19 protein-coding genes and 2 pseudogenes are annotated in these 22,863 nt (G+C 72.3%); 15 read left to right on the plus strand and 6 right to left on the minus strand.

Annotated features, from left to right (window positions below; translation table 11 throughout):
• Nucleotides 1-4: 4 nt before the first annotated feature.
• From AMK22_RS13265 to AMK22_RS13280, 4 genes and pseudogenes are all read left to right on the plus strand, one after another.
• Nucleotides 5-676 (plus strand): trimeric intracellular cation channel family protein, encoded by a 672-nt coding sequence (locus AMK22_RS13265; RefSeq protein WP_073784657.1) that lies wholly within the window; start codon nt 5-7, stop codon nt 674-676.
• A gap of 195 nt (nt 677-871) precedes the next feature.
• Nucleotides 872-1,744 (plus strand): thioesterase family protein, encoded by an 873-nt coding sequence (locus tag AMK22_RS13270; RefSeq protein ID WP_073784659.1) that lies wholly within the window; start codon nt 872-874, stop codon nt 1,742-1,744.
• Between the two features lie 104 nt (nt 1,745-1,848).
• Nucleotides 1,849-2,100: pseudogene (locus AMK22_RS13275) on the plus strand (class I SAM-dependent methyltransferase); the annotation flags it as partial.
• 137 nt (nt 2,101-2,237) lie between these two features.
• A complete protein-coding gene (locus AMK22_RS13280) occupies nt 2,238-2,711 on the plus strand; it encodes a carboxymuconolactone decarboxylase family protein (RefSeq protein ID WP_073784663.1) in 474 nt (157 codons plus the stop codon).
• A 278-nt stretch (nt 2,712-2,989) separates the two neighbouring features.
• Here AMK22_RS13280 and AMK22_RS13285 read toward each other — a convergent pair.
• Nucleotides 2,990-3,433, minus strand: a pseudogene (locus AMK22_RS13285) (TetR family transcriptional regulator); the annotation flags it as partial.
• A gap of 335 nt (nt 3,434-3,768) precedes the next feature.
• On the opposite strand from AMK22_RS13285, the gene AMK22_RS13290 reads away from it, so the two are divergent.
• Nucleotides 3,769-4,938 carry a cysteine desulfurase family protein gene (locus AMK22_RS13290; RefSeq protein WP_073784665.1) on the plus strand — a complete coding sequence of 390 codons (1,170 nt, stop codon included), beginning with the start codon at nt 3,769-3,771 and terminating at the stop codon, nt 4,936-4,938.
• 122 nt (nt 4,939-5,060) lie between these two features.
• On the opposite strand, the gene AMK22_RS13295 is transcribed toward AMK22_RS13290, so the two are convergent.
• On the minus strand, nt 5,061-5,780 hold the full coding sequence (locus AMK22_RS13295) for an N-acetylmuramoyl-L-alanine amidase (protein WP_073784666.1): 720 nt from the start codon (nt 5,778-5,780) through the stop codon (nt 5,061-5,063).
• A gap of 61 nt (nt 5,781-5,841) precedes the next feature.
• On the opposite strand from AMK22_RS13295, the gene mnmA reads away from it, so the two are divergent.
• Nucleotides 5,842-6,972 (plus strand): tRNA 2-thiouridine(34) synthase MnmA, encoded by a 1,131-nt coding sequence (mnmA, locus tag AMK22_RS13300; protein ID WP_073784668.1) that lies wholly within the window; start codon nt 5,842-5,844, stop codon nt 6,970-6,972.
• 67 nt (nt 6,973-7,039) lie between these two features.
• Here the strand turns inward: mnmA and AMK22_RS13305 are convergent, their stop codons facing one another.
• The 3 genes from AMK22_RS13305 to AMK22_RS13315 all read right to left on the minus strand — a co-directional run bounded on the left by AMK22_RS13305 (nt 7,040) and on the right by AMK22_RS13315 (nt 9,420).
• A complete protein-coding gene (locus AMK22_RS13305) occupies nt 7,040-7,645 on the minus strand; it encodes a hypothetical protein (protein WP_073784941.1) in 606 nt (201 codons plus the stop codon).
• Nucleotides 7,646-8,088: 443 nt separating this feature from the next.
• Entirely contained in the window at nt 8,089-8,892 is an 804-nt protein-coding gene (locus AMK22_RS13310; RefSeq protein ID WP_073784670.1) for an alpha/beta fold hydrolase, read from the minus strand.
• A gap of 156 nt (nt 8,893-9,048) precedes the next feature.
• Nucleotides 9,049-9,420 (minus strand): DUF427 domain-containing protein, encoded by a 372-nt coding sequence (locus AMK22_RS13315; RefSeq protein ID WP_073784672.1) that lies wholly within the window; start codon nt 9,418-9,420, stop codon nt 9,049-9,051.
• A gap of 147 nt (nt 9,421-9,567) precedes the next feature.
• Here AMK22_RS13315 and AMK22_RS13320 point away from each other — a divergent pair, with 147 nt between their 5' ends.
• The 9 genes from AMK22_RS13320 (at nt 9,568) to gatB (ending at nt 20,545) form a co-directional block, all read left to right on the plus strand.
• Nucleotides 9,568-10,107, plus strand: coding sequence for a TIGR00730 family Rossman fold protein (locus AMK22_RS13320; RefSeq protein ID WP_073784674.1), 540 nt, complete (start codon nt 9,568-9,570; stop codon nt 10,105-10,107).
• A 109-nt stretch (nt 10,108-10,216) separates the two neighbouring features.
• On the plus strand, nt 10,217-10,906 hold the full coding sequence (locus tag AMK22_RS13325) for an SDR family oxidoreductase (protein ID WP_073784676.1): 690 nt from the start codon (nt 10,217-10,219) through the stop codon (nt 10,904-10,906).
• 127 nt (nt 10,907-11,033) lie between these two features.
• Nucleotides 11,034-12,059, plus strand: a complete 1,026-nt coding sequence (locus AMK22_RS13330) for a methionine synthase (protein ID WP_073784678.1) — start codon at nt 11,034-11,036, stop codon at nt 12,057-12,059.
• A gap of 30 nt (nt 12,060-12,089) precedes the next feature.
• Nucleotides 12,090-14,282 carry an NAD-dependent DNA ligase LigA gene (gene ligA, locus AMK22_RS13335; protein ID WP_073784680.1) on the plus strand — a complete coding sequence of 731 codons (2,193 nt, stop codon included), beginning with the start codon at nt 12,090-12,092 and terminating at the stop codon, nt 14,280-14,282.
• Between the two features lie 334 nt (nt 14,283-14,616).
• A complete protein-coding gene (locus AMK22_RS13340; protein WP_073784943.1) occupies nt 14,617-16,785 on the plus strand; it encodes a putative bifunctional diguanylate cyclase/phosphodiesterase in 2,169 nt (722 codons plus the stop codon).
• Nucleotides 16,786-16,971: 186 nt separating this feature from the next.
• Nucleotides 16,972-17,268, plus strand: coding sequence for an Asp-tRNA(Asn)/Glu-tRNA(Gln) amidotransferase subunit GatC (gene gatC, locus AMK22_RS13345; protein ID WP_015036350.1), 297 nt, complete (start codon nt 16,972-16,974; stop codon nt 17,266-17,268).
• A gap of 4 nt (nt 17,269-17,272) precedes the next feature.
• Nucleotides 17,273-18,784, plus strand: a complete 1,512-nt coding sequence (gatA, locus tag AMK22_RS13350; protein WP_073784682.1) for an Asp-tRNA(Asn)/Glu-tRNA(Gln) amidotransferase subunit GatA — start codon at nt 17,273-17,275, stop codon at nt 18,782-18,784.
• Entirely contained in the window at nt 18,781-19,020 is a 240-nt protein-coding gene (locus AMK22_RS13355) for a hypothetical protein (protein WP_073784684.1), read from the plus strand. Before gatA ends, AMK22_RS13355 begins: the two co-directional genes overlap by 4 nt.
• A gap of 16 nt (nt 19,021-19,036) precedes the next feature.
• The gene (gatB, locus tag AMK22_RS13360) at nt 19,037-20,545 is read left to right on the plus strand and encodes an Asp-tRNA(Asn)/Glu-tRNA(Gln) amidotransferase subunit GatB (RefSeq protein WP_073784686.1); all 1,509 of its coding nucleotides are present in this window, start codon (nt 19,037-19,039) and stop codon (nt 20,543-20,545) included.
• A gap of 129 nt (nt 20,546-20,674) precedes the next feature.
• Here the strand turns inward: gatB and AMK22_RS40045 are convergent, their stop codons facing one another.
• Nucleotides 20,675-22,621 carry a protein kinase domain-containing protein gene (locus AMK22_RS40045; protein WP_079186128.1) on the minus strand — a complete coding sequence of 649 codons (1,947 nt, stop codon included), beginning with the start codon at nt 22,619-22,621 and terminating at the stop codon, nt 20,675-20,677.
• Nucleotides 22,622-22,863: the final 242 nt, after the last annotated feature.

Raw genomic sequence — 22,863 nt, forward strand, 5'->3', positions numbered from 1 at the left:
CCCGGTGCTCAACGAACTGTTCACGCCCTCCGTCCAGCACGCGCTCGACATCGCCGGGATCTTCGTCTTCGCGATCTCGGGCGCGCTGCTCGCCGTACGCAAGAACTTCGATGTCTTCGGCATCGCGGTGCTCGCCGAGGTGACCGCGCTGGGCGGAGGGCTGTTCCGTGACATCGTCATCGGCGCGGTCCCGCCCGCGGCGTTCACGGACCTCGGCTACTTCACCACCCCGCTCCTCGCCGCGGTGCTGGTTTTCTTCCTGCATCCGCACGTCGAGCGGATCCAGGTGGCGGTCAACGTCTTCGACGCGGCGGGCCTCGGGCTGTTCTGCGTCACCGGCACGGTCAAGGCGTACGGGTACGGCCTCGGCCTGACCGCATCGGCGGCGCTCGGGGTGGCCACCGCGGTGGGCGGCGGCGTACTGCGTGACGTCCTGGCCAACGAAGTGCCGTCCCTGCTGCGCTGGGACCGGGACCTGTACGCGGTGCCCGCGATCGTCGGCGCCGCGATCATCGTGCTGTGCATCCGTTTCGACGCGCTCAACGCGCTCACCAGTGGCGCCGCGGTGATCGCGGCGTTCGTACTGCGGCTGCTCGCGATGCGCTTCCACTGGCGCGCCCCGCGCGCGTACAACCGGCGGTCGTCGACGGCCGAGGAGAGTTCCGCGGCCATGTGACGCGGTCCGTCCAAGTGACGAGGGTCCGTCCATCGGCGGTGGCCCGTTCCGGGCGGTTCGTTCCGGACGGGTTCGTTCCACGGGAGGCGGTGCACCCCGGGACGCGGCTTCCGGGAGCATCCGGTCATCACGGCCCCATTCCTCTCATAAGAAAAAGCTACCGCTTAGTAACACTTTCGGTGTACGGTGCATCGCATGGCACAGGCAGCAGAGCGAGCGGCGCGAATCACTCAGGCGACCGCGACCATCGGTGACAGCGAGTTCGACCGCGACACGGCCGTCGTCCGTCGTGAGGAAGGCGTCTACGACGCCGAGCTCTCCGCCGGATGGACGATCATCCGCGCGGTCAACGGCGGCTATCTGCTGGCCATGCTCGGCCGCGCGCTCGGCGATGCCCTGCCCCATCCGGACCCCTTCTCGGTCTCCGCCCACTACCTCACCGCGTCCGTCCCGGGCCCGGCGATGATCCGTACGCAGACGGTCCGCACCGGCCGCACCCTCTCGACCGGGCAGGCGTCCCTCTTCCAGTACGCCGAGGACGGCACCGAGACCGAGCGCATCCGCGTCATCGCCACCTACGGCGATCTGGACACGCTGAGCGAAGAGGTGCGCACCTCGGCGAAGCCGCCGGCCATCCCGCCCGTGGAGCACTGCCTCGGCCCCGGCGACGGCCCGGCCCCGATCCCCGGCAGCTCCGCCATCGCCGACCGGATCGACATCAAGCTCGACCCGGCGACGGTCGGCTGGGCGGTCGGAGCCCCCTCCGGAAAGGGCGAGATGCGCGGCTGGTTCGGCCTCGCGGACGGTCGCGACCCCGATCCGCTCTCCCTCCTGCTCACCGTCGACGCGCTGCCGCCCACCGCGTTCGAGCTGGGCCTCAAGGGCTGGACGCCGACCGTCGAACTCACCACCCACGTCCGCTGCCGCCCCGCCCCCGGCCCGCTGCGGGTCTCCATCACCACCCGCAACCTCGCGGGCGGCTTCCTGGAGGAGGACGCGGACGTCTGGGACAGCGCGGACCGCCTGGTCGCCCAGTCCCGTCAGCTGGCTCGGGCGCCGCGCGGGTAGCGGCTGCGGGAAGGCCCGGCCCCGACTCTCCCGGGACTCGGGAGGCCGGGGCCGCTCGGCCGACGCCCGGACCCTGATCGGTTCAGTCGCACGGTGCGTACGACGTCGTGGTCAGCCGCTTCGCGGTGATGCTCTTCGACGACCCCGTCGCGGCGTTCGCCGACATCGGGCGCGCCCTGCGCCCCGGCGGACGCATGGCGTTCATCCGTGCCGTGCAGGCAGAGGGCAACGAATGGCTCCAGGCCATCGCGGCACTGCGCGGCATCCTCCCCGTCGGCGGATTCGGCGCGCCGGGAAGTCCGGGCATGTTCTCCCTGGCGGACCCGGCCCGGACCGGCGAGGTGCTGCGGGCGTGACGGGCCGGTGGCGGATCCGCCGATCGCGAGGAGCGGGGGCCCGAGAAGGAGACGCAGGTCACACTGGTACGTGTCACATCGTGCGGCTCGTCTCCGTCGAAGGGGTGTAACCGCCAACAACGGCCAAGGAGTGCACCATGGAAGCTCGCCTGAACCTCTTCACCAACCCGGTCGCGGCCAAGGCCCTGAAGCACCTCGTCTCGGCGGGGCAGCCGGTCGCGGACTCGCCGCTGCCGGCCACGACGCGTGAACTGGTGCTGCTCCGCGCCAGCCAGATCAACGGCTGCGGCTTCTGCGTCGACATGCACAGCAAGGACGCCGTGCACTCCGGGGAGACCTGGGAGCGTCTCAACCTGGTCGCGGCCTGGCGCGAGGCCACGGTGTTCACCGACGCCGAGCGCGCCGCGCTGGAGCTAGCGGAGCAGGGCACCCGCATCGCCGACGCGGCCGGTGGCGTCAGCGACGAGGTCTGGGCCAACGCCGTCAAGTACTACGACGAGGAGCAGCTCGGTGCCCTGGTGTCGATCATCGCCGTCATCAACGCCTTCAACCGCCTGAACGTCATCACCCAGCAGCCCGCGGGCGACTACCAGCCGGGCCAGTTCGGCTGACCCGCGCGGGTTCGGAAAGCCGCGGACGACGGGGGAGTACGCGGCAAGGGCCATCAGCGCCGTATCGGCGCCGGTGGCCCCTCGGCTTCACGGGCACCCTGGCGGGCTTCACGGGTCCTTCGTGGGCCCGCGGGCCTCGCTGGTGGGCTTCACGAGCCTGCCGGCAGGTCGCCTCCCTGCGGGCCGCCTCCCGGCCGGACGATGCCCGGCCGGGGTGCGCCGTTGCCGTCGTTCTCGTCGTCGCCCTTGTCGGAGTGGGGCCCCTCGTCGCCCGCTCGGTCCAGCCAGTGCCGTCTGCCGAGCGCGATCAGCCTCAGCCGTCGGCGGGCCACCTCGGCGACCTCCCGCTTCCTGTCGGGCACCGCCTCCAGGAGCGCGGAGGTCGTGATCACCAGGTGGTCGACGTGGAGGCCGCCCAGCATCAGCAGATCCTCCTCGCTCCAGCCCCGCGACTCCGGTTCTTCGGCGAGCGCCTCCGCGACTTCCCGGCCGAATTGCCGCAGTTGGGCCGCGATGGCATCGCGGACGGCCTTCACACCGCCGTGCTGCTCGCGCGCGATGAAACGGAAGTGGGCCGGCTGATCGGAGACATGGCGGATGATCAACTCCAAGCCGCGTTCCAGTCGTTCGTCACCGTCGCCGGTCTCGTCGACGATCGCGCGGAGCGTTCCGTGCAGGCTGCCCAGCGCCTCCTCGACGAGCGCCACGCCGAGGGCGGCTGACCGGGCCGACCGGCCGTCGACCCCGGGGCACCGGCGAGGCGGTGGGCGGTGGAGCGCGCGGCACCGGGACGGGCCACGCGGCGTGCCACGCGGGTGCGACCCGGCGCCCGGTGTGCCTCGCGGGTGCGACCAGAACGGCCCGGCCGACGGCGCCGGATCAGGAGCCCGGATCGGGAGCCCGGATCCGGAATCCGGGCAGTACGGCTCCGCCGGAGCGGTCCCGGGCCGGGGCGGGCGGCCGGACGGGCCGACCGGTGCGCGGGTACCGGGCAGCGATGCGCCGTGCGTACGCCCCGCCGCGTACGGGCGGGCGGACTCGTAGAATCGGGCCCACCATGGCTTACCTCGACCACGCCGCGACCACGCCGATGCTTCCCGAAGTGATCGCCGCGATGACCGCCCAGCTCGCCGCCACCGGTAACGCGTCCTCGCTGCACGCCGCCGGGCGCCGTGCCCGTCGTACCGTCGAGGAGTCGAGGGAGACCCTCGCCGACGCGCTCGGCGCACGCCCCAGCGAAGTGGTCTTCACCTCCGGTGGCACCGAGGCCGACAACCTCGCGGTGAAGGGCCTGTACTGGGCCCGCCGCGACGCCGACCCCCGCCGCACCCGGGTGCTGGCCAGCCCGGTCGAGCACCACGCGGTGCTGGACGCCGTCCACTGGCTCGCCGAGCACGAGGGCGCGAACGTCGAGTACCTCCCCGTCGACCGGTACGGCCGCGTCCACGCCGACGCGCTGCGCGAGGCGGTCCTCCGAGACCCCGACGACGTCGCCCTGGTCACCGTCATGTGGGCCAACAACGAGATCGGCACGATCATGCCGGTACGCGAACTGGCGGAGGTGGCCCGCGAGTTCGACGTACCCATGCATGCCGACGCGGTGCAGGCGTTCGGGCAGCTGGATGTCGACTTCGGCCGATCCGGGCTGGCCGCGATGACGGTCAGCGCGCACAAGATCGGCGGCCCGTTCGGCGTCGGCGCACTGCTGCTCGGCCGCGAGTACACCCCCGTGCCCGTACTGCACGGCGGCGGCCAGGAACGGCACGTCCGCTCGGGCACCCTCGACACCCCCGCCATCGCCGCCTTCGCCCTCGCGGGACACCTGGCCGCCGACCGCCGCGAGGAGTTCGCCCCCGAGATCGGCCGGCTCCGTGACGCCCTCGTCGCGGCGGTGCGGGCGGCCGTGCCCGACGCCGTACTCGGCGGGGACCCGGCCCCGGGCGGTCGGCTCCCGGCCAACGCCCACTTCACCTTCCCCGGCTGCGAGGGCGACTCCCTGCTCCTGCTGCTGGACGCCCAGGGCATCGAGTGCTCCACCGGTTCCGCGTGCACCGCGGGCATCGCCCAGCCCAGCCACGTCCTGCTGGCCACCGGCACCGATCCGGACCTGGCCCGGGGCACCCTGCGCTTCTCGCTCGGCCGCACGTCCACCAAGCAGGACATCGACGAGGTGGCCCGCGCCATCGGCCCGGCGGTCGAGCGGGCACGCACGGCGGGACTCGTCTGACACGGCGGGACTCGTCCGAGCCGACGCGGAGCGTGGCGGGGTCCGGCCGGACCAGCGCATACGAGGCGCTCGGACGCGCAGGGCGTGCGGGGGCGCACAGGACGCGCGGGGCGCGTGCGCGCTCAGGCGCCCGGGGTACCCGCTTCCGTTACCGCCGTCCCGGTCGTCCGGGCCGCCCGGACGAGCTTCAGATACCGGTTCCAGTCCCAGTGCGGCCCGGGATCGGTGTGGTCCGCGCCCGGCACCTCCACATGCCCGACGATGTGCTCCCGGTCGACGGGTATCCCGTACCGCTCGCAGATCGCCGCCGCCAGCCGGGCGGACGCCCCGTACATCTCGGCCGTGAAGTCCTGCGGCCGGTCCACGAACCCCTCGTGCTCGATGCCGACGCTGCGTTCGTTGTACGACCGGTTCCCCGCGTGGAACGCCACGTCCAGCTCACGGATCATCTGGGCCACATGGCCGTCCCGGCGCACCACGTAGTGCGCCGCCGCGCCGTGGCCCGGGTCCTGGAAGACCTTCACCGCGCTGCGGTAGCTGCCCTGGGTGACATGGACGATGATCCGGTCGATCGCGTAGTCCGCGGGGCGGTCGGCCCGGCGCCAGTTCGCCTCGGAGGCCGCTATCCACTGGGCCCGCGCGTAGTCGACCTCGCCCGGTGTCCGGGGCTTGTCCACTCCGGGCAGCCGCCACCAGGCCCGTTCCAACTCGTCCCGCGCCAGCACGGCCGAGCCCGCCACCGCGGCCGTGGCGGCGGCGCCGATCAGCAGCCCACGCCTGCTGACGCCGCGCCCCGCCCCCGCCGCGGACCCTCCGGACCCCGTGGCCTTCTTCGCACCCATGTGATCCCCAACGCATATCCGTGAGCGTTCCGTTCCCGGCGCCCCGTACCCTGGTGGGGCTATGACTCAGACTTCCCAGCGTCCCCTCCGTGTGCTCGCCGCCATGTCGGGCGGTGTCGACTCGGCCGTCGCCGCCGCCCGCGCCGCCGAGGCGGGCCACGACGTGACCGGTGTGCACCTCGCGCTCTCCGCGAACCCGCAGTCCTTCCGTACCGGGGCGCGCGGCTGCTGCACGATCGAGGACTCCCGGGACGCCCGCCGCGCCGCGGACGTCATCGGCATCCCGTTCTACGTCTGGGACCTGGCGGAACGCTTCCGCGAGGACGTCGTGGACGACTTCGTCGCGGAGTACGAGGCCGGGCGCACGCCCAACCCCTGCCTGCGCTGCAACGAGAAGATCAAGTTCGCCGCGCTGCTCGACAAGGCCCTCGCGCTCGGCTTCGACGCCGTGTGCACGGGCCACTACGCCACCGTCGTCGTCCGCGAGGACGGCAGCCGCGAACTGCACCGGGCCTCGGACATGGCGAAGGACCAGTCGTACGTCCTCGGCGTCCTCGACGAGAAGCAGCTCGCCCACGCGATGTTCCCGCTCGGCGACACCCTCACCACCAAGGACGAGATCCGTGCCGAGGCCGAGCGCCGGGGTCTGGCCGTCGCGAAGAAGCCCGACAGCCATGACATCTGCTTCATCGCCGACGGCGACACGCAGGGCTTCCTGGCGAGCCGGCTCGGCACGGCCGAGGGCGACATCGTCGACGAGTCGGGCACGAAGGTCGGCACCCACGAGGGCGCGTACGGCTTCACCATCGGCCAGCGCAAGGGCCTGCGCATCGGCCACCCCGCCCCCGACGGCAAGCCGCGCTACGTCCTGGACATCTCCCCGGTGAACAACACGGTGACGGTCGGCCCGGTCGAAGCCCTCGACGTCACCGCCCTCACCGCCGTCAAGCCCCGCTGGTGCGGCACCGCCCCGACCGGCCCCGGCACCTACACCGCCCAGCTCCGTGCCCACGGCGGCGAGACCGAGGTGACGGCGGAGTTCGTCGACGACACCCTGCACGTCACCTTCACCGAGCCGGTCCGCGGCGTGGCCCCGGGCCAGGCGGTCGTCCTCTACGACAGCACCCGCGTCGTCGGCTCCGCGACCATCGCGACGACGGTCCGGCGAAAGACCGCGGCAGCGGCAGGCTGACCGCGCCCGCGCGTGCTGCGGGGCGTCGGCTGATCGAAGCGCGCGCTTCGCATGCGCGGCGGTGTCCTCAGCGCCGAGGCGGCTTCGCCGCCAGGTACAGGCGTTGGGCTCCTCCGCGCGTCAGGGGCATGCCGGTACGGGCCACCAGGTCGTGCGCGGCGGCGCCGATCCGCTGCCCGCTCGCCCTCCGGCCGGTCGAGTCCGTGAACGCGGCCGACCGCGTCGCGGACCGCAGCGCCTGCCAGACCAGCCGCGCCTGCCCGGTGAGGAGCTGGTGCGTCCCGGGGCCGACGTCGGGTTCGTTCCAGCGGACCGCCAGGCGTCCGGCTCGGAAGACCTCGCCGTTCTGGTCCGGGACGCGGCGTGAGCGCAGGAGCTGCACGATGGCCGCATGCCGCAGCTCGGGCCGGGTGGTCACCGCGCCGGTCGTGACGACACCGGCCGGTGCCGCCGCCCCTGCCGGAAGGAGCAGGAACGCCTGCACTCCGCCGCAGCTCAGAGCCTCCTCGACCGTCCGATGCAGATGCACCTCATGCAGGCCCGCGGGGCCGGGCTGACTGCACAGCCACGCGCCGTCGGGGAGAGCGCCGCGAATCCGCCGGCCCACGAGGATCTCGTCCTGGGGCAGCAGCCACATGTCCGTCGTCTTCGTGCGGGAACCAGGGAGCGCCACGCGCACAGCTTCTCACTCCCGTGCCGCCTTCGCCCCGCAGAGCGGGCATGCCCCGGGATTGCCCGTGGCGAAGAGGTGGCGATGGACCGTCACCTCGCTCCGAGGGATGCCACAGAGCGTGGCGTCGTCCGCCAAGGCGTGTTCCAGAGCGGGTGTGTCGGTCTTCCGGCACGCGGCGAAACGCGTCGGGGCGAGCCCGGACGCGGACCTCAAGGACCGGAGGCGATGGGCCTGTTGCGGCATGCACGTCACCCTTGCACGGTGGATACGCCGTGGAGGAGGGCGGGTCGGGCCGGGTGGCAGCACCGTCCGGTTCGCGTCGGGGCTCGGTGCTCGACCGCGGGCCCGCCCCGGCCGTGCCCTGCCCCGTACGGGCGTTCCCGCGCCTCCGGCACGGCCTCGCCCGACCCCCGTGCGGGTGCGGCCGTGCCGGAGGGCGGGGGTCAGGATGCCCGGAGCAGGGGGCGCGTGTCCTCGGCGAAGAATTCCGTCAGCACCGGGGCCACCGCCTGGGGCGCCAGCTCGCGGGTCTGGCCCGTCAGGGTGCGGTGGCGGGCACGCGGAACGGCGTCCGCGAGGGCACGGGTCGACCGGTGGGCCCGTGCGGTGCTGGAACCGCCGCACACCACCAGCGTCCGGGCCGTCACGGAGGCGATGCGCTCGGCCGGGATCGAACCGTCGCCGAGCAGCGCGTCGTCGTACGCCAGGGTGTGGGCCAGCGACATCAGGTCGTCCCACAGCGGTGCACGCCGCATCCGGGCGACGGTGTCGGCCGGGACGCCCGTCATGGACAGGAACAGTTCCACGGCCCCGGCGCGGTCCTCGGCGGACAGCAGACGGTGCAGGCGGGCCGTGCAGGACGCCTTGAACTGCGCCCCGGCGGCGCCGGGCGTGTACGTGGGCTCGTACACCGCCAGCAGGTCGACGGGCACCCCCGCGGCGGCGGCCTCAAGGGCCAGCGCCCCGCCCGCGCCCACTCCGAACACCGAGGCCCGGCCGCCCACCACCGTGATGAGCGCGGCCAGGTCCTCGATCTCGCGTTCCACCGCGTACGGGCCGTTGTCGCCACTGGAGCCGCGTCCGCGCCTGTCGTACGTGACCACGCCGAAGCGTGGGGCGAGGAGGCGTGCCAGGGGAGCCTCGGTCGCCGCCGTGCCCAGTGCTCCGCCGACCAGGACCACCGGCGGTCCTTCACCCCGGCGCCGATAGGCGATCACGGTGCCGTCGCGGGAGAGAGTCTTGTCCATGCAAGTGCAGACCACCGCCCTCCCGAAAACTCATCGCTTCGGCCCAAGATTCTTTGGGAATCCTCAAGTCCGCAGGTCGGGGCGGTGGTTGAGTACCGCAGTCGCAGTCGCAGTCGCAGTCGCAGCCGCTGTCGTGCGGCGGTCAGCGGCGGACGTTCATCCGGTGACGGTCTCGGTCTCGTAGAAGCAGAAGCGGTCCTTGATCGGGGCGACTTCGGGTTTCGGATCGGGATAGGCCCAGACGAGATCGGCCGCGTCCGGAAGCGACCAGTAGGAGGCATCGCCCTTGAATGGGCAGTGCGTCCGCGTGTCCGAGGCCGTGAGGAGGTCCGTACGGACGTCCTCGGGCGGCAGGTAGTAGCGGACCGGGCAGCCCGTCTCGCGCAGGACGATCGGGCGGCGGCTCTCGGCGAGCACCTGCCCGTCGTGGACCACCCGTACGTGCTCGGTGCCGGGCTCGACGGTGATGCGGTGCCCTGTGTGCCCGGTTTGCCCTGTGTGTCCCTGGTGTCCCTGTGTGGAGGTCATGCCTTGTTCAGCCGGGTCGCGGGCCGTTTTCTTCCCTCGTCGTCCATGTCGTTCGGGCCTTTCCTCCGGCCTTCCCCGCCCTCTCGGCATGGCCGGAATCGGGCCCGGTGGCGTGGCCCGTCGGTGGTGGCCTCTACGGTGTCCGCTATGAACATCTGCGTCTTCCTCTCCGCCGCCGACCTCGCCGACCGCTACACCCGTCCCGCCCGTGAATTCGCCGAGCTGATCGGCAAGGGCGGGCACACCCTCGTCTGGGGCGGGTCGGAGAGCGGGCTGATGAAGGTCGTCGCCGATGGCGTGCAGGAAGCGGGCGGACGGCTGGTCGGCGTGTCGGTCGACTTCCTCGCCGACAAGGCGCGTACCAATGCCGACGAGATGGTGATCGCCCGCGATCTCGCCGAGCGCAAGGCGCTGCTCCTGGAGAAGGCCGACGCCGTCGTGATCATGGTGGGCGGCACCGGGACGCTCGACGAGGCGACCGAGATCCTGGAGCTGAAGAAGCACGGCAAGCACGACAAGCCGATCGTCCTGCTGAACACGGCGGGCTTCTACGACGGGCTGCACCAGCAGTTCCAGCGGATGGAGGACGAGGGCTTCCTCCCCATCCCGCTCACCGACCTGGTGTTCTTCGCCAAGGACGGTGCGAGCGCCCTGGCCCACCTGGAGGAGGCGGCCGAGCAGCGGTGACGCGGGCACGCGGTTCGCGTGGTCACGCGCCGACAGGCGTGTGCGGCGGCGCGGTGCGCGGCTCCGGGGCACGACCGGCGGCCCGGCGGCGTGATGAGATCATGGCGGTATGCCCACACATGTCATCACCGGCGCCGGGTCCGGCATCGGCGCAGCCGTCACCCGTCGTCTTCTGGAGCGCGGTGACGAGGCCGTGCTGGTGGCCCGCGACGCGGCCCGCGCCAAGGAGCTCGCCGAGCTGCACCCCGGCGCCCGTACGCTCGTCGGCGACCTCGCCAACCCGGACCGGCTGTCCTGGGCGTTCGCCCACCAGACGATGCCGGAGCGGGTCGACTCGCTGCTGCATGTCGCGGGCGTCGTGGAGCTCGGCGCGGTCGGCGATCTCACGCCCAAGGCGTGGCACTTCCAGCTCAACGCCAACCTGGTCGCGCCCGCCGAGCTGACCCGGCTCCTCCTGCCGCAGCTGCGGGTCGCCCAGGGGCATGTGCTCTTCGTGAACTCCGGCGCCGGGCTCGCGGCGTCCGCGGAGTGGGGTGCGTACGCCGCCAGCAAGCACGGCCTGAAGGCGCTCGCCGACTCGCTGCGCCAGGAGGAGCACGCGAACGGGGTCCGGGTCACCTCCGTCTACCCGGGACGCACCGCCAGCCCCATGCAGGCCAAGGTCCACCAGCAGGAGGGAAAGGAGTACGACCCCTCCCGCTGGATCGACCCGGAGTCGGTGGCCACCACGATCGTGACGGCCCTCGACCTGCCGCGCGACGCCGAGGTCACCGACCTCAGGGTGCGCCCCGGCCGCTGACCCTCACGCGCCCCGGCCGCCGACCGCCCGGACCGGACCAGGCCGGGCGGTCCGGGCGGATCGGGCGGTCGTCCGGCGCGGTGACGGTCCCGCAACACGTGCCGTGGACGGCCTTTAGGCTTCCCATGTGAGTGAGACGAACAAGTTCGAGGGTTGCCGGGCCACCGGAATCGGTTCCATGCCCGGAGGAGACGCGCGGGAGGCGGCGAAGACCGTCACCGGGTCCTTCGGGGACGGCGAAGGGCTGCCGTATCTGGCGGAGCTCCCGGCCCGTGGGCCCGGTGCGGACATGATCGGGCGGACCGTCGGGCTGCTCGTGGACCTGTACGCGCACGTCGAGCCCAGCGGCTGGCGGGTCGGCGACCGGCCCGGCCGGGACACCCGGCGGGCCAGGTCCTGGCTGGGCGAGGACCTCGACGCCCTGGAGGAGTTCACCCAGGGGTACGAGGGGCCGCTCAAGGTCCAGGCCGTCGGCCCGTGGACGCTGGCCGCCGCGCTGGAACGGCGGGGCGGCGAGGCCGCGCTCGGCGACCCGGGGGCCTGCCGCGACCTGACGGCCTCACTGGCGGAGGGGCTGCGCGCCCATCTCGCGGAGGTGCGGCGCCGGGTGCCCGGCGCCGACGTGGTGCTCCAGCTCGACGAACCGTCGCTGACCGGCGTCCTGCGCGGGGGGATCAGGACGGCCAGCGGCTACCGCACCTACCGGGCCGTGGACCGGCAGATCGTGGAGGGCGCCCTGCGCGACGTCCTGGCTGCGGCAGGGGACGGGGCGACGGTCGTGCACAGCTGCGCCCCCGACGTACCGTTCGCGCTGCTGCGCAGGGCCGGGGCGGACGGGATCTCGTTCGATCTCGGACTGCTCACCGAGCGTGAGGAGGAAGCGATCGGGGAAGCGGTCGAGGGCGGCACCCAGATCTTCTTCGGCGTGGTGCCCGGCACCGACCCGGCCTCGGGCGGATTGCCCGACCCGGGCGGTAGCGTCATGGGGGTCAGGACGCTGTGGCGCAGGCTGGGGCTGAATCCGGGGACGCTGACGCGGTCCGTGGTGATCACCCCGGCGTGCGGACTGGCGGGCGCCTCGCCCGCGTACGCGCGCGCCGCGCTCGCCCACTGCGCCCGGGCCGCGAGATCGCTCGCAGACAACCCTGAGTAACGGGGTCATGGGTAACGGGAGGACGCAACGATGGCCGGCGAACAGCAGACGGCGGTGCCCGCACAGGCACGGGAGCGGCACGCGCTCCTCGCCGAACAGATCGAGGAGCACCGCTTCCGCTACTACGTGAACGACCAGCCGGTCGTGAGCGACGCCGAGTTCGACCGGCTGATGCGCGAACTGGAGGGTCTGGAGGAGGAGTACGCGCAGCTGCGCACGCCGGATTCGCCGACGCAGAAGGTGGCGGGTCCGTACCGGACGGAATTCACCTCCGTCGAGCACCGCGAGCGGATGCTGTCGCTGGACAACGCCTTCGACGAGGAGGAGCTGACGGCCTGGGGCGAGCGGATCGCCAAGGACGTCGGCACCACCGGCCACCACTTCCTGTGCGAGCTGAAGGTCGACGGTCTCGCGGTCAACCTCACGTACGAGCGGGGGCGGCTGACCCGCGCCGCGACCCGGGGCGACGGCCGCACCGGCGAGGACATCACGCCCAACATCCGTACGATCGACGAGATCCCGCACCGGCTGAAGGGCGACCGGATCCCGGATCTGGTCGAGATCCGCGGCGAGGTCTTCTTCCCGATGCACGCCTTCGAGGAGTTGAACGCCCGGCTGGTCGCGGCGGAGGACAAGCCGTTCGCCAACCCGCGCAACGCGGCGGCCGGTTCACTGCGCCAGAAGGACCCGAAGGTCACCGCCACCCGCCCGCTGCACATGGTGGTGCACGGCATCGGCGCCCGTGAGGGCCTCGACATCGACCGTCTCTCGCACGCCTACGAGCTGCTGCACGAATGGGGCCTGCCCACCGCCCGGCACAACAAGGTGGTGGATTCGCTGGACGGCGTACGGGAGTTCATCGCGTACTACGGCGAGAACCGGCACTCCGTGGAGCACGAGATCGACGGTGTCGTCGTCAAGCTCGACGAGATCCCGCTCCAGGGCCGGCTGGGCTCCACCTCGCGCGCCCCGCGCTGGGCGATCGCCTGGAAGTACCCGCCGGAGGAGGTCAACACCAAGCTGGTGAACATCCGCGTCGGTGTCGGCCGCACCGGCCGCGTCACGCCGTACGCGCAGGTCGAGCCGGTCGAGGTGGCGGGCTCCGAGGTCGAGTTCGCCACCCTGCACAACCAGAACGTGGTGAAGGCGAAGGGCGTCCTCATCGGGGACACGGTCGTGCTCCGCAAGGCGGGCGACGTGATCCCGGAGATCCTCGGCCCGGTCGTCGATCTGCGCGACGGCACCGAGCGGGAGTTCGTGATGCCGACGCACTGCCCGGAGTGCGCTACGGAGCTGAAGCCCATGAAGGAGGCCGATGTCGACCTCCGGTGCCCCAACGCGCGCTCGTGCCCCGCTCAGTTGCGCGAACGGGTCTACTACCTCGCGAGCCGCAAGAGCCTCGACATCGACCACTTCGGCTATGTCGCGGCGGCGGCCCTGACACAGCCCCTGGAACCCGCCGAGCCGCCGCTGCGCGACGAGGGCGACCTCTTCGGGCTGACCGTCGAACAGCTCCTGCCGATCCGCGCCTACGTCCGCGACCCGGACAGCGGGCTGCCCAAGCGCGACCCGAAGACCGGCGAGGAGAAGACCGCCTGGGTCTTCGCCAACCAGCAGGGCGAGCCGAAGAAGAACGCGCTCGCCATGCTCGACGCCATCGCCGCGGCCAAGAACGCTCCGCTCGCCCGGTTCCTCACCGGGCTCTCCATCCGGCACGTGGGCCCGGTCGCGGCGGCCGAGCTGGCCCGTCAGTTCCGCTCCATCGAGCGGATCGACGGGGCGACCGAGCAGGAGCTGGTCGAGGCCGACGGGGTGGGCGGGATCATCGCCGCCTCGGTGAAGCAGTGGCTCGCCGAGGACTGGCACCGCGAGATCCTGCGCAAGTGGCGGGAGGCCGGGGTCCGGATGGAGGACGAGGAAGCGGGGGAGGCGGCGGGGCCGCGCCCGCTCGAAGGGCTCACCGTCGTCGTCACCGGCACGCTGTCCGGCCACACCAGGGACGGCGCGAAAGAGGCGCTGCAGAGCCGCGGGGCGAAGGTGACGGGTTCGGTGTCGAAGAAGACCTCCTTCGTGGTCGTCGGCGACAACCCCGGTTCGAAGTACGACAAGGCGGTGCAGCTGAAGGTGCCCGTGCTGGACGAGGACGGCTTCACCGTGCTGCTCGAACAGGGGCCGGAGGCCGCGCGCGAGGCTGCCGCGCCCGTCGCGGAACCGGCGGAATGACGAACGGGGCGAGGACGGGACTCCAGCCGGTCGAAGGGGTGAATCCAGGGGCACATGACGAACAAAAAGGAACAGGGGCGTCATATGCGGGTGGAAGGGGGCAAGGGTTGCCCCCAGTTGGGCGGGTTCACCCGAACGGCGCATATCAGATGCTGGTGAAGGGGCGGTTCGCATTCGGGCAAGAGCGGTAGAGCGCTGCCCTTATCGGCCTGTTGCGGCCTACTGTTGAGATGTGCGTCTGCCGTGCCCGGCCGCGGATGGGAATTCCGGGTCGTGGTGGCATGGAACTGATCCATCGGGTGACATGGGCACCGCCGGCTGTGAGAGGGACGGAATGAAACCGACCGAGAGCGCCGCACCGGTGTCGCGGCTGCAAGGTTTCGTCGGCCTCACGCCCAAGGTGGGTGCCGTTGCCATCGTGTTCGCCTTCGTTCTGATCGCGACCGGTTTCTACCGGACCCTGAGCGAGGGGCGCGCACTCTTTCCCGATGGCGAGGTCGGCTGGTCCCTCGCCGTCCTCACCGGTGTCGTCGTCGGCCATCTGGTGGCGCTCGGACGCGACCGGTGGTCGGGCGGCGCCGGTTCCGGGGCCGCCCTCACGCTCGCCGTGCTGCTGCTCTACGGCTGGCTGGCCGCCGGGCTGGTGAGCCTGGTCGTCGTCGTGCTCGTCGGAGTCGCCCGTCGGCAACGCTGGTGGCAGGGGCTGCTGCACGGAGCCGTGGACATCCTGGGCATAGGCGCGGCGGCCCTGGTCCTTGCCGCGTTCGGTGACGTCCAGACCGTCGAATCCCCCTGGCAGCCACTCGACTGGGGCATCGCCGACCTCCCCGAGATCCTGCTGACCGCCTGCACCTATCTGCTCGTCAGCCGCCTCCTGCTCTGGTACGCCGGAGCCCCCCAGGGCGGCGGCCTGCCGACCGTCGCCCGCACCGCCCTGCTCCGGCACGGCCTCCTCATGGCGGCGCTGATCGGCATCGCACCGCTGATCTGCGTCGTCGCGATGACCATGCCGGTGCTCCTGCCCCTGTTCGCGGTGCCGCTCATCGCCCTGGACTCCACCCTCTGGATCGCGCGGGCCCGGGCGGAGGAGCAGCTGCGCGACCCGCTGACCGGGCTGCCCAACCGGCAGTGGCTGCTGGAACGCATCTGGACGGCCCTGGAGGACGCCGAGGCCGTGGGGGCCAGATCCGCTCTCGTCCTGATCGATCTCGACCGCTTCCGGGCGGTCAACGACACCCTCGGCCATCTGGCGGGGGACCGGCTGCTGCTGCAGATAGCGGAGCGGCTCCGGCTCGCGCTTCCGCGCGGGGCGGAGGCCGCGCGGCTCGGCGGCGACGAGTTCGCCGTGCTCCTGCCGACCACCGACTCCACGACGAGCGCCCAGCGGGTCGCCCGTCATCTGGTCGCGGCGCTGTCCTCCCCGCTGGACCTGGACGGTCTGACCCTGGTGCTGGAGGCCAGCGCGGGGGTCGCCGTCCACCCGGACCACGCACCGGACGCGGAAGGTCTGCTCAGGCGGGCGGACGTGGCGATGTACCAGGCCAAGCGGGACCGCACGGGCGTCGAGGTGTACGAGTCGAAGCGGGACAGCAACACGCCCGACCGGCTCGGGCTCCTCGGCGACCTGCGGCGGGCGCTGGACGCCGGTGAGGTGGAGCTCCACTACCAGCCGAAGGTCCGTTTCGACGGCCAGGTGGCCGGCCTCGAAGCGCTGGTGCGCTGGGTGCATCCGGAGCGCGGGCGGGTCCCTCCGGACGAGTTCATCGCCATCGCCGAGTCGTCCGGGCTCATGCCGCACCTCACGGAGTACGTCCTGGAGACGGCGCTGGCCCAGGTCGCCCGGTGGCGGGCGCAGGGGCTGTTCGTCCCGGTCGCGGTCAACGTCTCGCCGCGCGACGTCCACACCCCCGGATTCGCGGGCAGCGTCGCGGCCCGGCTCGCCCGGCACGGCGTCCCGGCCGGGGCGCTCCAGCTGGAGATCACGGAGCATGTGCTGCTGGAGGACCCGCAGCGCGCCGCCGACACCCTGGCCGGGCTCACCGGGCACGGCGTGAAGATGTCCCTCGACGACTTCGGCACGGGGTACTCCTCGCTGGTCCATCTGCGGCGGCTGCCGGTCAGCGAGCTGAAGATCGACCGGTCGTTCGTGGCCCGGCTGGCCGTCGACAACGAGGACGCGGAGATCGTCCGCTGCACCATCGACCTGGCGCATTCGCTGGGCCTGCTGGTGGTCGCGGAGGGCGTCGAGGACGACCAGACCTGGGAGCGGCTGCGGGACCTGCGCTGCGACGCCGTGCAGGGATGGCTGGTCGCCGCGGCGATGCCGCCGCAGGAGACGACGGCCTGGCTGCGGGCGCGCGGCGAGCACGGCTGGCGCCGACCGGCCGAGCTGGCGGCTGCGGCGGCTGCGGCGGCTGCCGCCGCAGCCGCCGCCGCGGCGACGCCGGAGCTGGAGCAGCGCCCTCCGGGGCGGACGGTCGACTCGCGGCCCGCGACGACCTGACCGCCGACGTGCGTCGCCACCGCCCGACACGGGTGTGCGACGGCGCGACCGTCCGGCCCGCGTCCGCGACGGCGGCCGACCCCGATCGGCCGCCCGACCAGGGTGTTCACCCGGGTGGCGGGAGCGGTGGCGGCCGACACCATAGGATTGGGCCAAAACCGCACACCAACCCCTGAGGATCGCTGCATGCCTGGCATCACGCGCGAGGAGGTCGCCCACCTCGCCCGGCTGGCGCGTCTGGAGCTGAAGGGCGAAGAGCTCGATCACTTCGCCGGTCAGCTCGACGACATCATCGGCGCGGTCGCCCGCGTCTCCGAGGTCGCCGACCAAGACGTACCGCCGACCTCCCACCCGCTGCCGCTGACCAACGTCATGCGCGCGGACGAGGTCCGTCCGTCGCTCACCCCCGAGCAGGCGCTCTCCGGCGCCCCGGCCCAGGAGCAGCAGCGTTTCAAGGTGCCGCAGATCCTGGGGGAGGACTGAAACCATGACGGACAACAGCACCATCATCAAGCTCACCGCCGCCGAGATCGCCGAGAAGATCGCGTCCGGCGAGCTGACCGCCGTCGAGGTCGCCGAGGCGCACCTGGCCCGGATCGACGCGGTCGACGAGAAGGTCCACGCCTTCCTGCACGTCGACCGCGAGGGCGCGCTCGCGCAGGCCCGTGCCGTCGACGCGAAGCGGGCGGCGGGCGAGAAGCTGGGCCCGCTGGCCGGCGTCCCGCTCGCGCTCAAGGACATCTTCACCACCGAGGGCATCCCGACCACCGTCGGTTCCAAGATCCTCGAGGGCTGGATCCCGCCGTACGACGCGACCCTCACCAGGAAGCTGAAGGACGCCGACGTCGTCATCCTCGGCAAGACCAACATGGACGAGTTCGCCATGGGGTCCTCCACCGAGAACAGCGCCTACGGCCCGACCGGCAACCCGTGGGACCTCACGCGGATCCCGGGCGGCTCGGGCGGCGGCTCCTCGGCCGCGCTCGCCTCGTACGAGGCCCCGCTGGCCATCGGTACGGACACCGGCGGCTCCATCCGCCAGCCCGCCGCCGTCACCGGCACCGTCGGCGTCAAGCCCACGTACGGCGGCGTCTCCCGCTACGGCATGGTGGCGTTCTCCAGCTCCCTCGACCAGGGCGGGCCCTGCGCCCGTACGGTCCTGGACGCGGCGCTGCTGCACGAGGTGATCGCCGGCCACGACCCGATGGACTCGACGTCCATCGACGCCCCGGTCCCGCCGGTCGTCGAGGCCGCCCGCAACGGCAGCGTCGAGGGCATGCGGGTCGGCGTCGTCAAGCAGTTCTCCGGCGAGGGCTACCAGGCCGGCGTCGTCCAGCGGTTCAACGAGTCGGTCGAGCTGCTGAAGTCGCTCGGCGCCACGATCGTCGAGCTGGACTGCCCGTCCTTCGACCTCGCGCTGTCGGCGTACTACCTGATCGCGCCGTCCGAGTGCTCCTCCAACCTGGCCCGCTTCGACGCCATGCGCTACGGCCTGCGGGTCGGCGACGACGGCACGAAGTCCGCCGAGGACGTCACCGCGCTCACCCGCGAGGCCGGTTTCGGCGACGAGGTGAAGCGCCGCGTCATCCTCGGCACGTACGCGCTCAGCTCCGGCTACTACGACGCGTACTACGGCTCCGCGCAGAAGGTCCGCACCCTGATCACCCGGGACTTCGAGCGGGCCTTCGAGCCGGGCAGCGGTGTCGATGTAATCGTCTCGCCGACGACGCCCACCACCGCCTTCCCGATCGGCGAGCGCGCCGACGACCCGATGGCGATGTACCTCGCGGACCTCTGCACCATCCCGACCAACCTCGCCGGCAACGCCGCCATGTCGCTGCCCTGCGGTCTGGCCCCGGAGGACGGCCTGCCGGTCGGTCTGCAGATCATCGCCCCCGCCATGAAGGACGACCGGCTGTACAAGGTCGGAGCCGCCGTCGAGGCCGCCTTCGTGGAAAAGTGGGGACACCCGCTGCTGGAGGAGGCTCCGTCACTGTGAACGCGCTGAGCAAGGCCAAGGGCTTCAAGAAGTCCAAGACCGGTACATACCTGTCCATCGGCACCACCGCCTTCGGGGCGCTCGGTGTCATCAGGCAGGCCAAGCAGGCCCGCTCCGAGCACGACACGCTCCGGCTGGTCGACGCCGTCGTCTCCGCCGCCGCCATCGCCACCGGTATCGCCCTGCTGCTGCGCGAACTCAAGCGCATCGGCGACGACGACGTACTGCTGGGCTGAGGGGGAAGGTTTCACCGTGACTGTCACCGACCTGGTGTCGTACGAGGACGCCCTCGCGTCCTACGACCCCGTCATGGGCCTGGAGGTCCATGTCGAGCTCGGCACCAAGACCAAGATGTTCTGCGGCTGCTCGACCGAGCTGAAGCAGGACGCCAATTCCCAGACCTGCCCGGTCTGCCTCGGGCTGCCCGGCGCGCTGCCGGTCGTCAACGAGATCGGCGTCGAGTCCGCCATCAAGATCGGCCTCGCGCTGAACTGCGAGATCGCCGAGTGGTGCCGCTTCGCCCGGAAGAACTACTTCTATCCGGACATGCCGAAGAACTTCCAGACCTCCCAGTACGACGAGCCGATCGCCTTCAACGGCTATCTGGACGTCCAGCTGGAGGACGGCGAGGTCTTCCGCGTGCACATCGAGCGCGCCCACATGGAGGAGGACACCGGCAAGTCGACCCACGTCGGCGGCGCCACCGGCCGTATCCAGGGCGCCTCGCACTCCCTGCTGGACTACAACCGCGCCGGCATCCCGCTCATCGAGATCGTCACCAAGCCGATCGAGGGCGCGGGCGCCCGCGCCCCCGAGGTCGCCAAGGCGTATGTCACCGAGCTCCGCGAGCTCATCAAGGCGCTCGGCGTCTCGGAGGCCCGGATGGAGATGGGCCAGATGCGCTGCGACGTCAACCTGTCGCTGCGCCCGCAGGGCACCGAGACGTTCGGTACGCGCTCCGAGACGAAGAACGTGAACTCGCTGCGTTCCGTCGAGCGCGCCGTCCGCTTCGAGATCCAGCGCCACGCCGCGGTGCTGGGCTCCGGCGGCACGGTCGTGCAGGAGACCCGTCACTTCCACGAGGAGGACGGCTCGACCACGTCCGGCCGTATCAAGGACAACGCCGAGGACTACCGCTACTTCCCCGAGCCCGACCTGGTGCCGGTCGCCCCGGCCCGGGAGTGGGTCGAGGAGCTCCGGGGCGGCCTCCCCGAGCTGCCTCGGGTGCGCCGCAACCGGCTCAAGGAGGAGTGGGGCGTCTCCGAGCACGACATGCAGTCCATCCTCAACGCGGGCGCGGTCGACCTGATCGTCGCCACGACCGAGGCGGGCGCCCCCTCGGACCAGGCCCGCAAGTGGTGGATGGGCGAGCTGGCCCGTAACGCCAACGAGACCGGCCGCGGCCTCGACGAGCTGCCGATCACCCCGGCGCAGGTCGCCCGGGTGACCGAGCTCGTCGCCTCGGGCGACCTCAACGACAAGCTGGCCCGCCAGGTCATCGAGGGCGTCCTCGCGGGCGAGGGCGACCCGGACACCGTCGTCGAGAAGCGCGGCCTGAAGGTCGTCTCGGACGAGGGCGCGCTGGGCGCGGCCGTGGACGAGGCCATCGCCGCCAACGGCGCCATCGCGGACAAGATCCGCGGCGGCAAGGTCGCGGCGGCGGGCGCGCTCGTCGGCGCGGTCATGAAGGCCACCCGCGGCCAGGCGGACGCGGCCCGGGTGCGCGAGCTGATCCTGGAGAAGCTCGGCGTCGAGGGCTGATCCGGCCGCCGCACGGGGCGGTTCCCGTGTACGTCCGGAAGGGGCGGTGCACCCGTGAGCCGGGTGCACCGCCCCACACCGTGACCCGGGTCGGGGCCCGTCGTGCGCGGTCCGTCCCGTCGCCCGCGGCTACCGCTTGAGCAGCGGGGTGCCGAGCGCGAGTTTCGCGCCGTCGCAGTTCTCGTCCACCTGGATGCGCAGCCGCAGCCCGTTCGCCACCTTCAGGGACAGCCTCTGCGGCTTGCCCAGTTCGAGCGTCCCGACCCAGAGCGTGGTGTCGTCCACCTTGACGGTCAGCCGCCCCGACTCGTAGTACGAGTCGTCGTCGATCCCCGCCGTCAGGTCGAAAGTGGTCCAGGCGCGCCCGAGGTTGAACTCCATGTACGGCTCGGTGGTGCAGTCCGGCGATGCCACATAGGCGTCCGTGTGCAGTTGGGTATTGAGGTTCGCGGAGCCCACCTCGAACCCGTCGGTGTCGGCCACCGGATTCAGCGTGGTCAGCGAGACCTCCGTGGCGTTGTCGGCGACCCCGGGCGTCGACGGGTCCGGCGACGGGCCGTCGCCCTCGTCGTCCGTGCCCCCGGAATCGTCCGGCGACGCGTCCGGACCGGGGTCCGCGTCCGCCGGTGCGGACGCGCCGACCGCGTCCGCCGGGCGGTCGCCGTCCTCGCCGCGCAGCAGTGCCCATGCCCCGCCCGCGCCCAGTGCGGCGGCGACCAGCACGGCCGCCGCCGACAGGGCGATCCGCTTCCGGCTCCCGTTCCTCTGCGGAGCGGCCGGGACCTGTGTCTCCTGAGCGGGGTCCTGGAACGGTCGCGGAGGCTGCGTCGAGTGCGGGGGCCGAATGTCGTGCGGAGGCTGTGCCGACGCCTGAGGCGACGCGGGCGGTGCGTCGTGCGGTCGCGGACCGGGGCCCGCTCCCCGGGCCGGGTCGGGCCCCGTCGCCGGGCCCGGATCCACCGTTGCGGGCAGCGGCACTCCGGGATCGGCGGAGGCGGTGATCGGCGGCGGGAAGGCGGGCGGGGCGCCCTCGTCCGGGGACGTCGCGGGCGGGGAGCCGGGAGGCGGGGTCAGGAGCGGTGGCGGTACGGCCGGGGCCACGGCGGACCCCGGTGCCGTGTCCGTCGTCCCGGCCGTACCGGGTACCGCGTCGCGCACCGAGACGGCCGGGCCACCGGTGACCGTCGTCGACACCACCGCCGGGCGCAGGTCCTTCACCCACGCCGACAGACTCTCCGGCCGTCGGTCGGGTTCGACCGCGCAGATCCGCAGGATCCGCTCGACCCGGTCCGGGTCCGCCGCCGCTACCTGGGGGAGCGCGGCCAGCGCCGTCCGGAGCTGCTCGGGGGTGCTCGGCGGGGACTGGGCGCTGAGCAGGAAGTAGGCGATCGCGCCGAACGCGTACCGGTCGGTGTTCGGCGTCCGCTTGCCCTCGAAGACCTCCGGCGCCGCGTAGCCCGGGGTGAACCAGACCTCCGCCGTCTGATGGTCGGCGGTCAGCTTGCTCAGCCCGAAGTCGACCAGGGTGGCCTGGCCGTGCCGGTCGACCATGACGTTCCCCGGGGACAGGTCGCCGTGGACGACGGTGCGGCCGGAGGGCGTCGCCCGCCCCGAGTGCAGCCAGTCCAGCACGTCCGCGAGCTGTTCGAGGGTCCGCAGCACCTCCCGGCGCTCGGCGTGGGTGGCGAGGGTCCGCTCCTCCCGCCAGTCGCGCAGGTCGAGCCCTTCCACATGGTTCATGACCAGGACGAGCGACCGTCCGGCCGCGGTCGACGCGTCGCCCCGGCCGTGGATGGGAGGCCCCTCGAAGTGTTCGCGCACCCCGACCACACCGGGACGGTTCACGAAGCGCAGCAGCTCCGCCTGGTCCTGCCACCTGGCGCTGAGCCGCCGGAACTGCTCGACGCTGATCGTGGTCCTGGAGTCCAGCACCTTCACGACCACGGTCTCGGGCGCCCCGTCGAGCTCGATCTCGGCCCGGTAGAGGACGGCCTCGCCGCCCCTCCCGATGGAGTTGAGCAGGCGGTATCTGTCCGGTGTGGAGTCCGGCCCGATGTGGTGCGACCCACTGTTCAACTGTTCCCCCAGTGACTGGAATTGACGGTGCATAAGGTTGCCGCGCGGGTGCCGCGCCGGTCAACGTCGGCCGGGTGGGGGCAACCGCCCCGGACCGCCGCGCGAGCCTCGGCCGGGCCACCGCGGGCGCCATGGACCGGGACGGCTGCGGGCGCCTCGGGACCGGACCCCGTGGGCGACCCGGCGTCGGACCGTCGCGGGCCTGTGGGGGCGGTTGGACTTTCCGGCCGACGTGTTGGACG

This window comes from Streptomyces sp. CB01580, from assembly GCF_001905795.1.
In the GTDB taxonomy this organism is placed as follows: Bacteria; Actinomycetota; Actinomycetes; order Streptomycetales; family Streptomycetaceae; genus Streptomyces.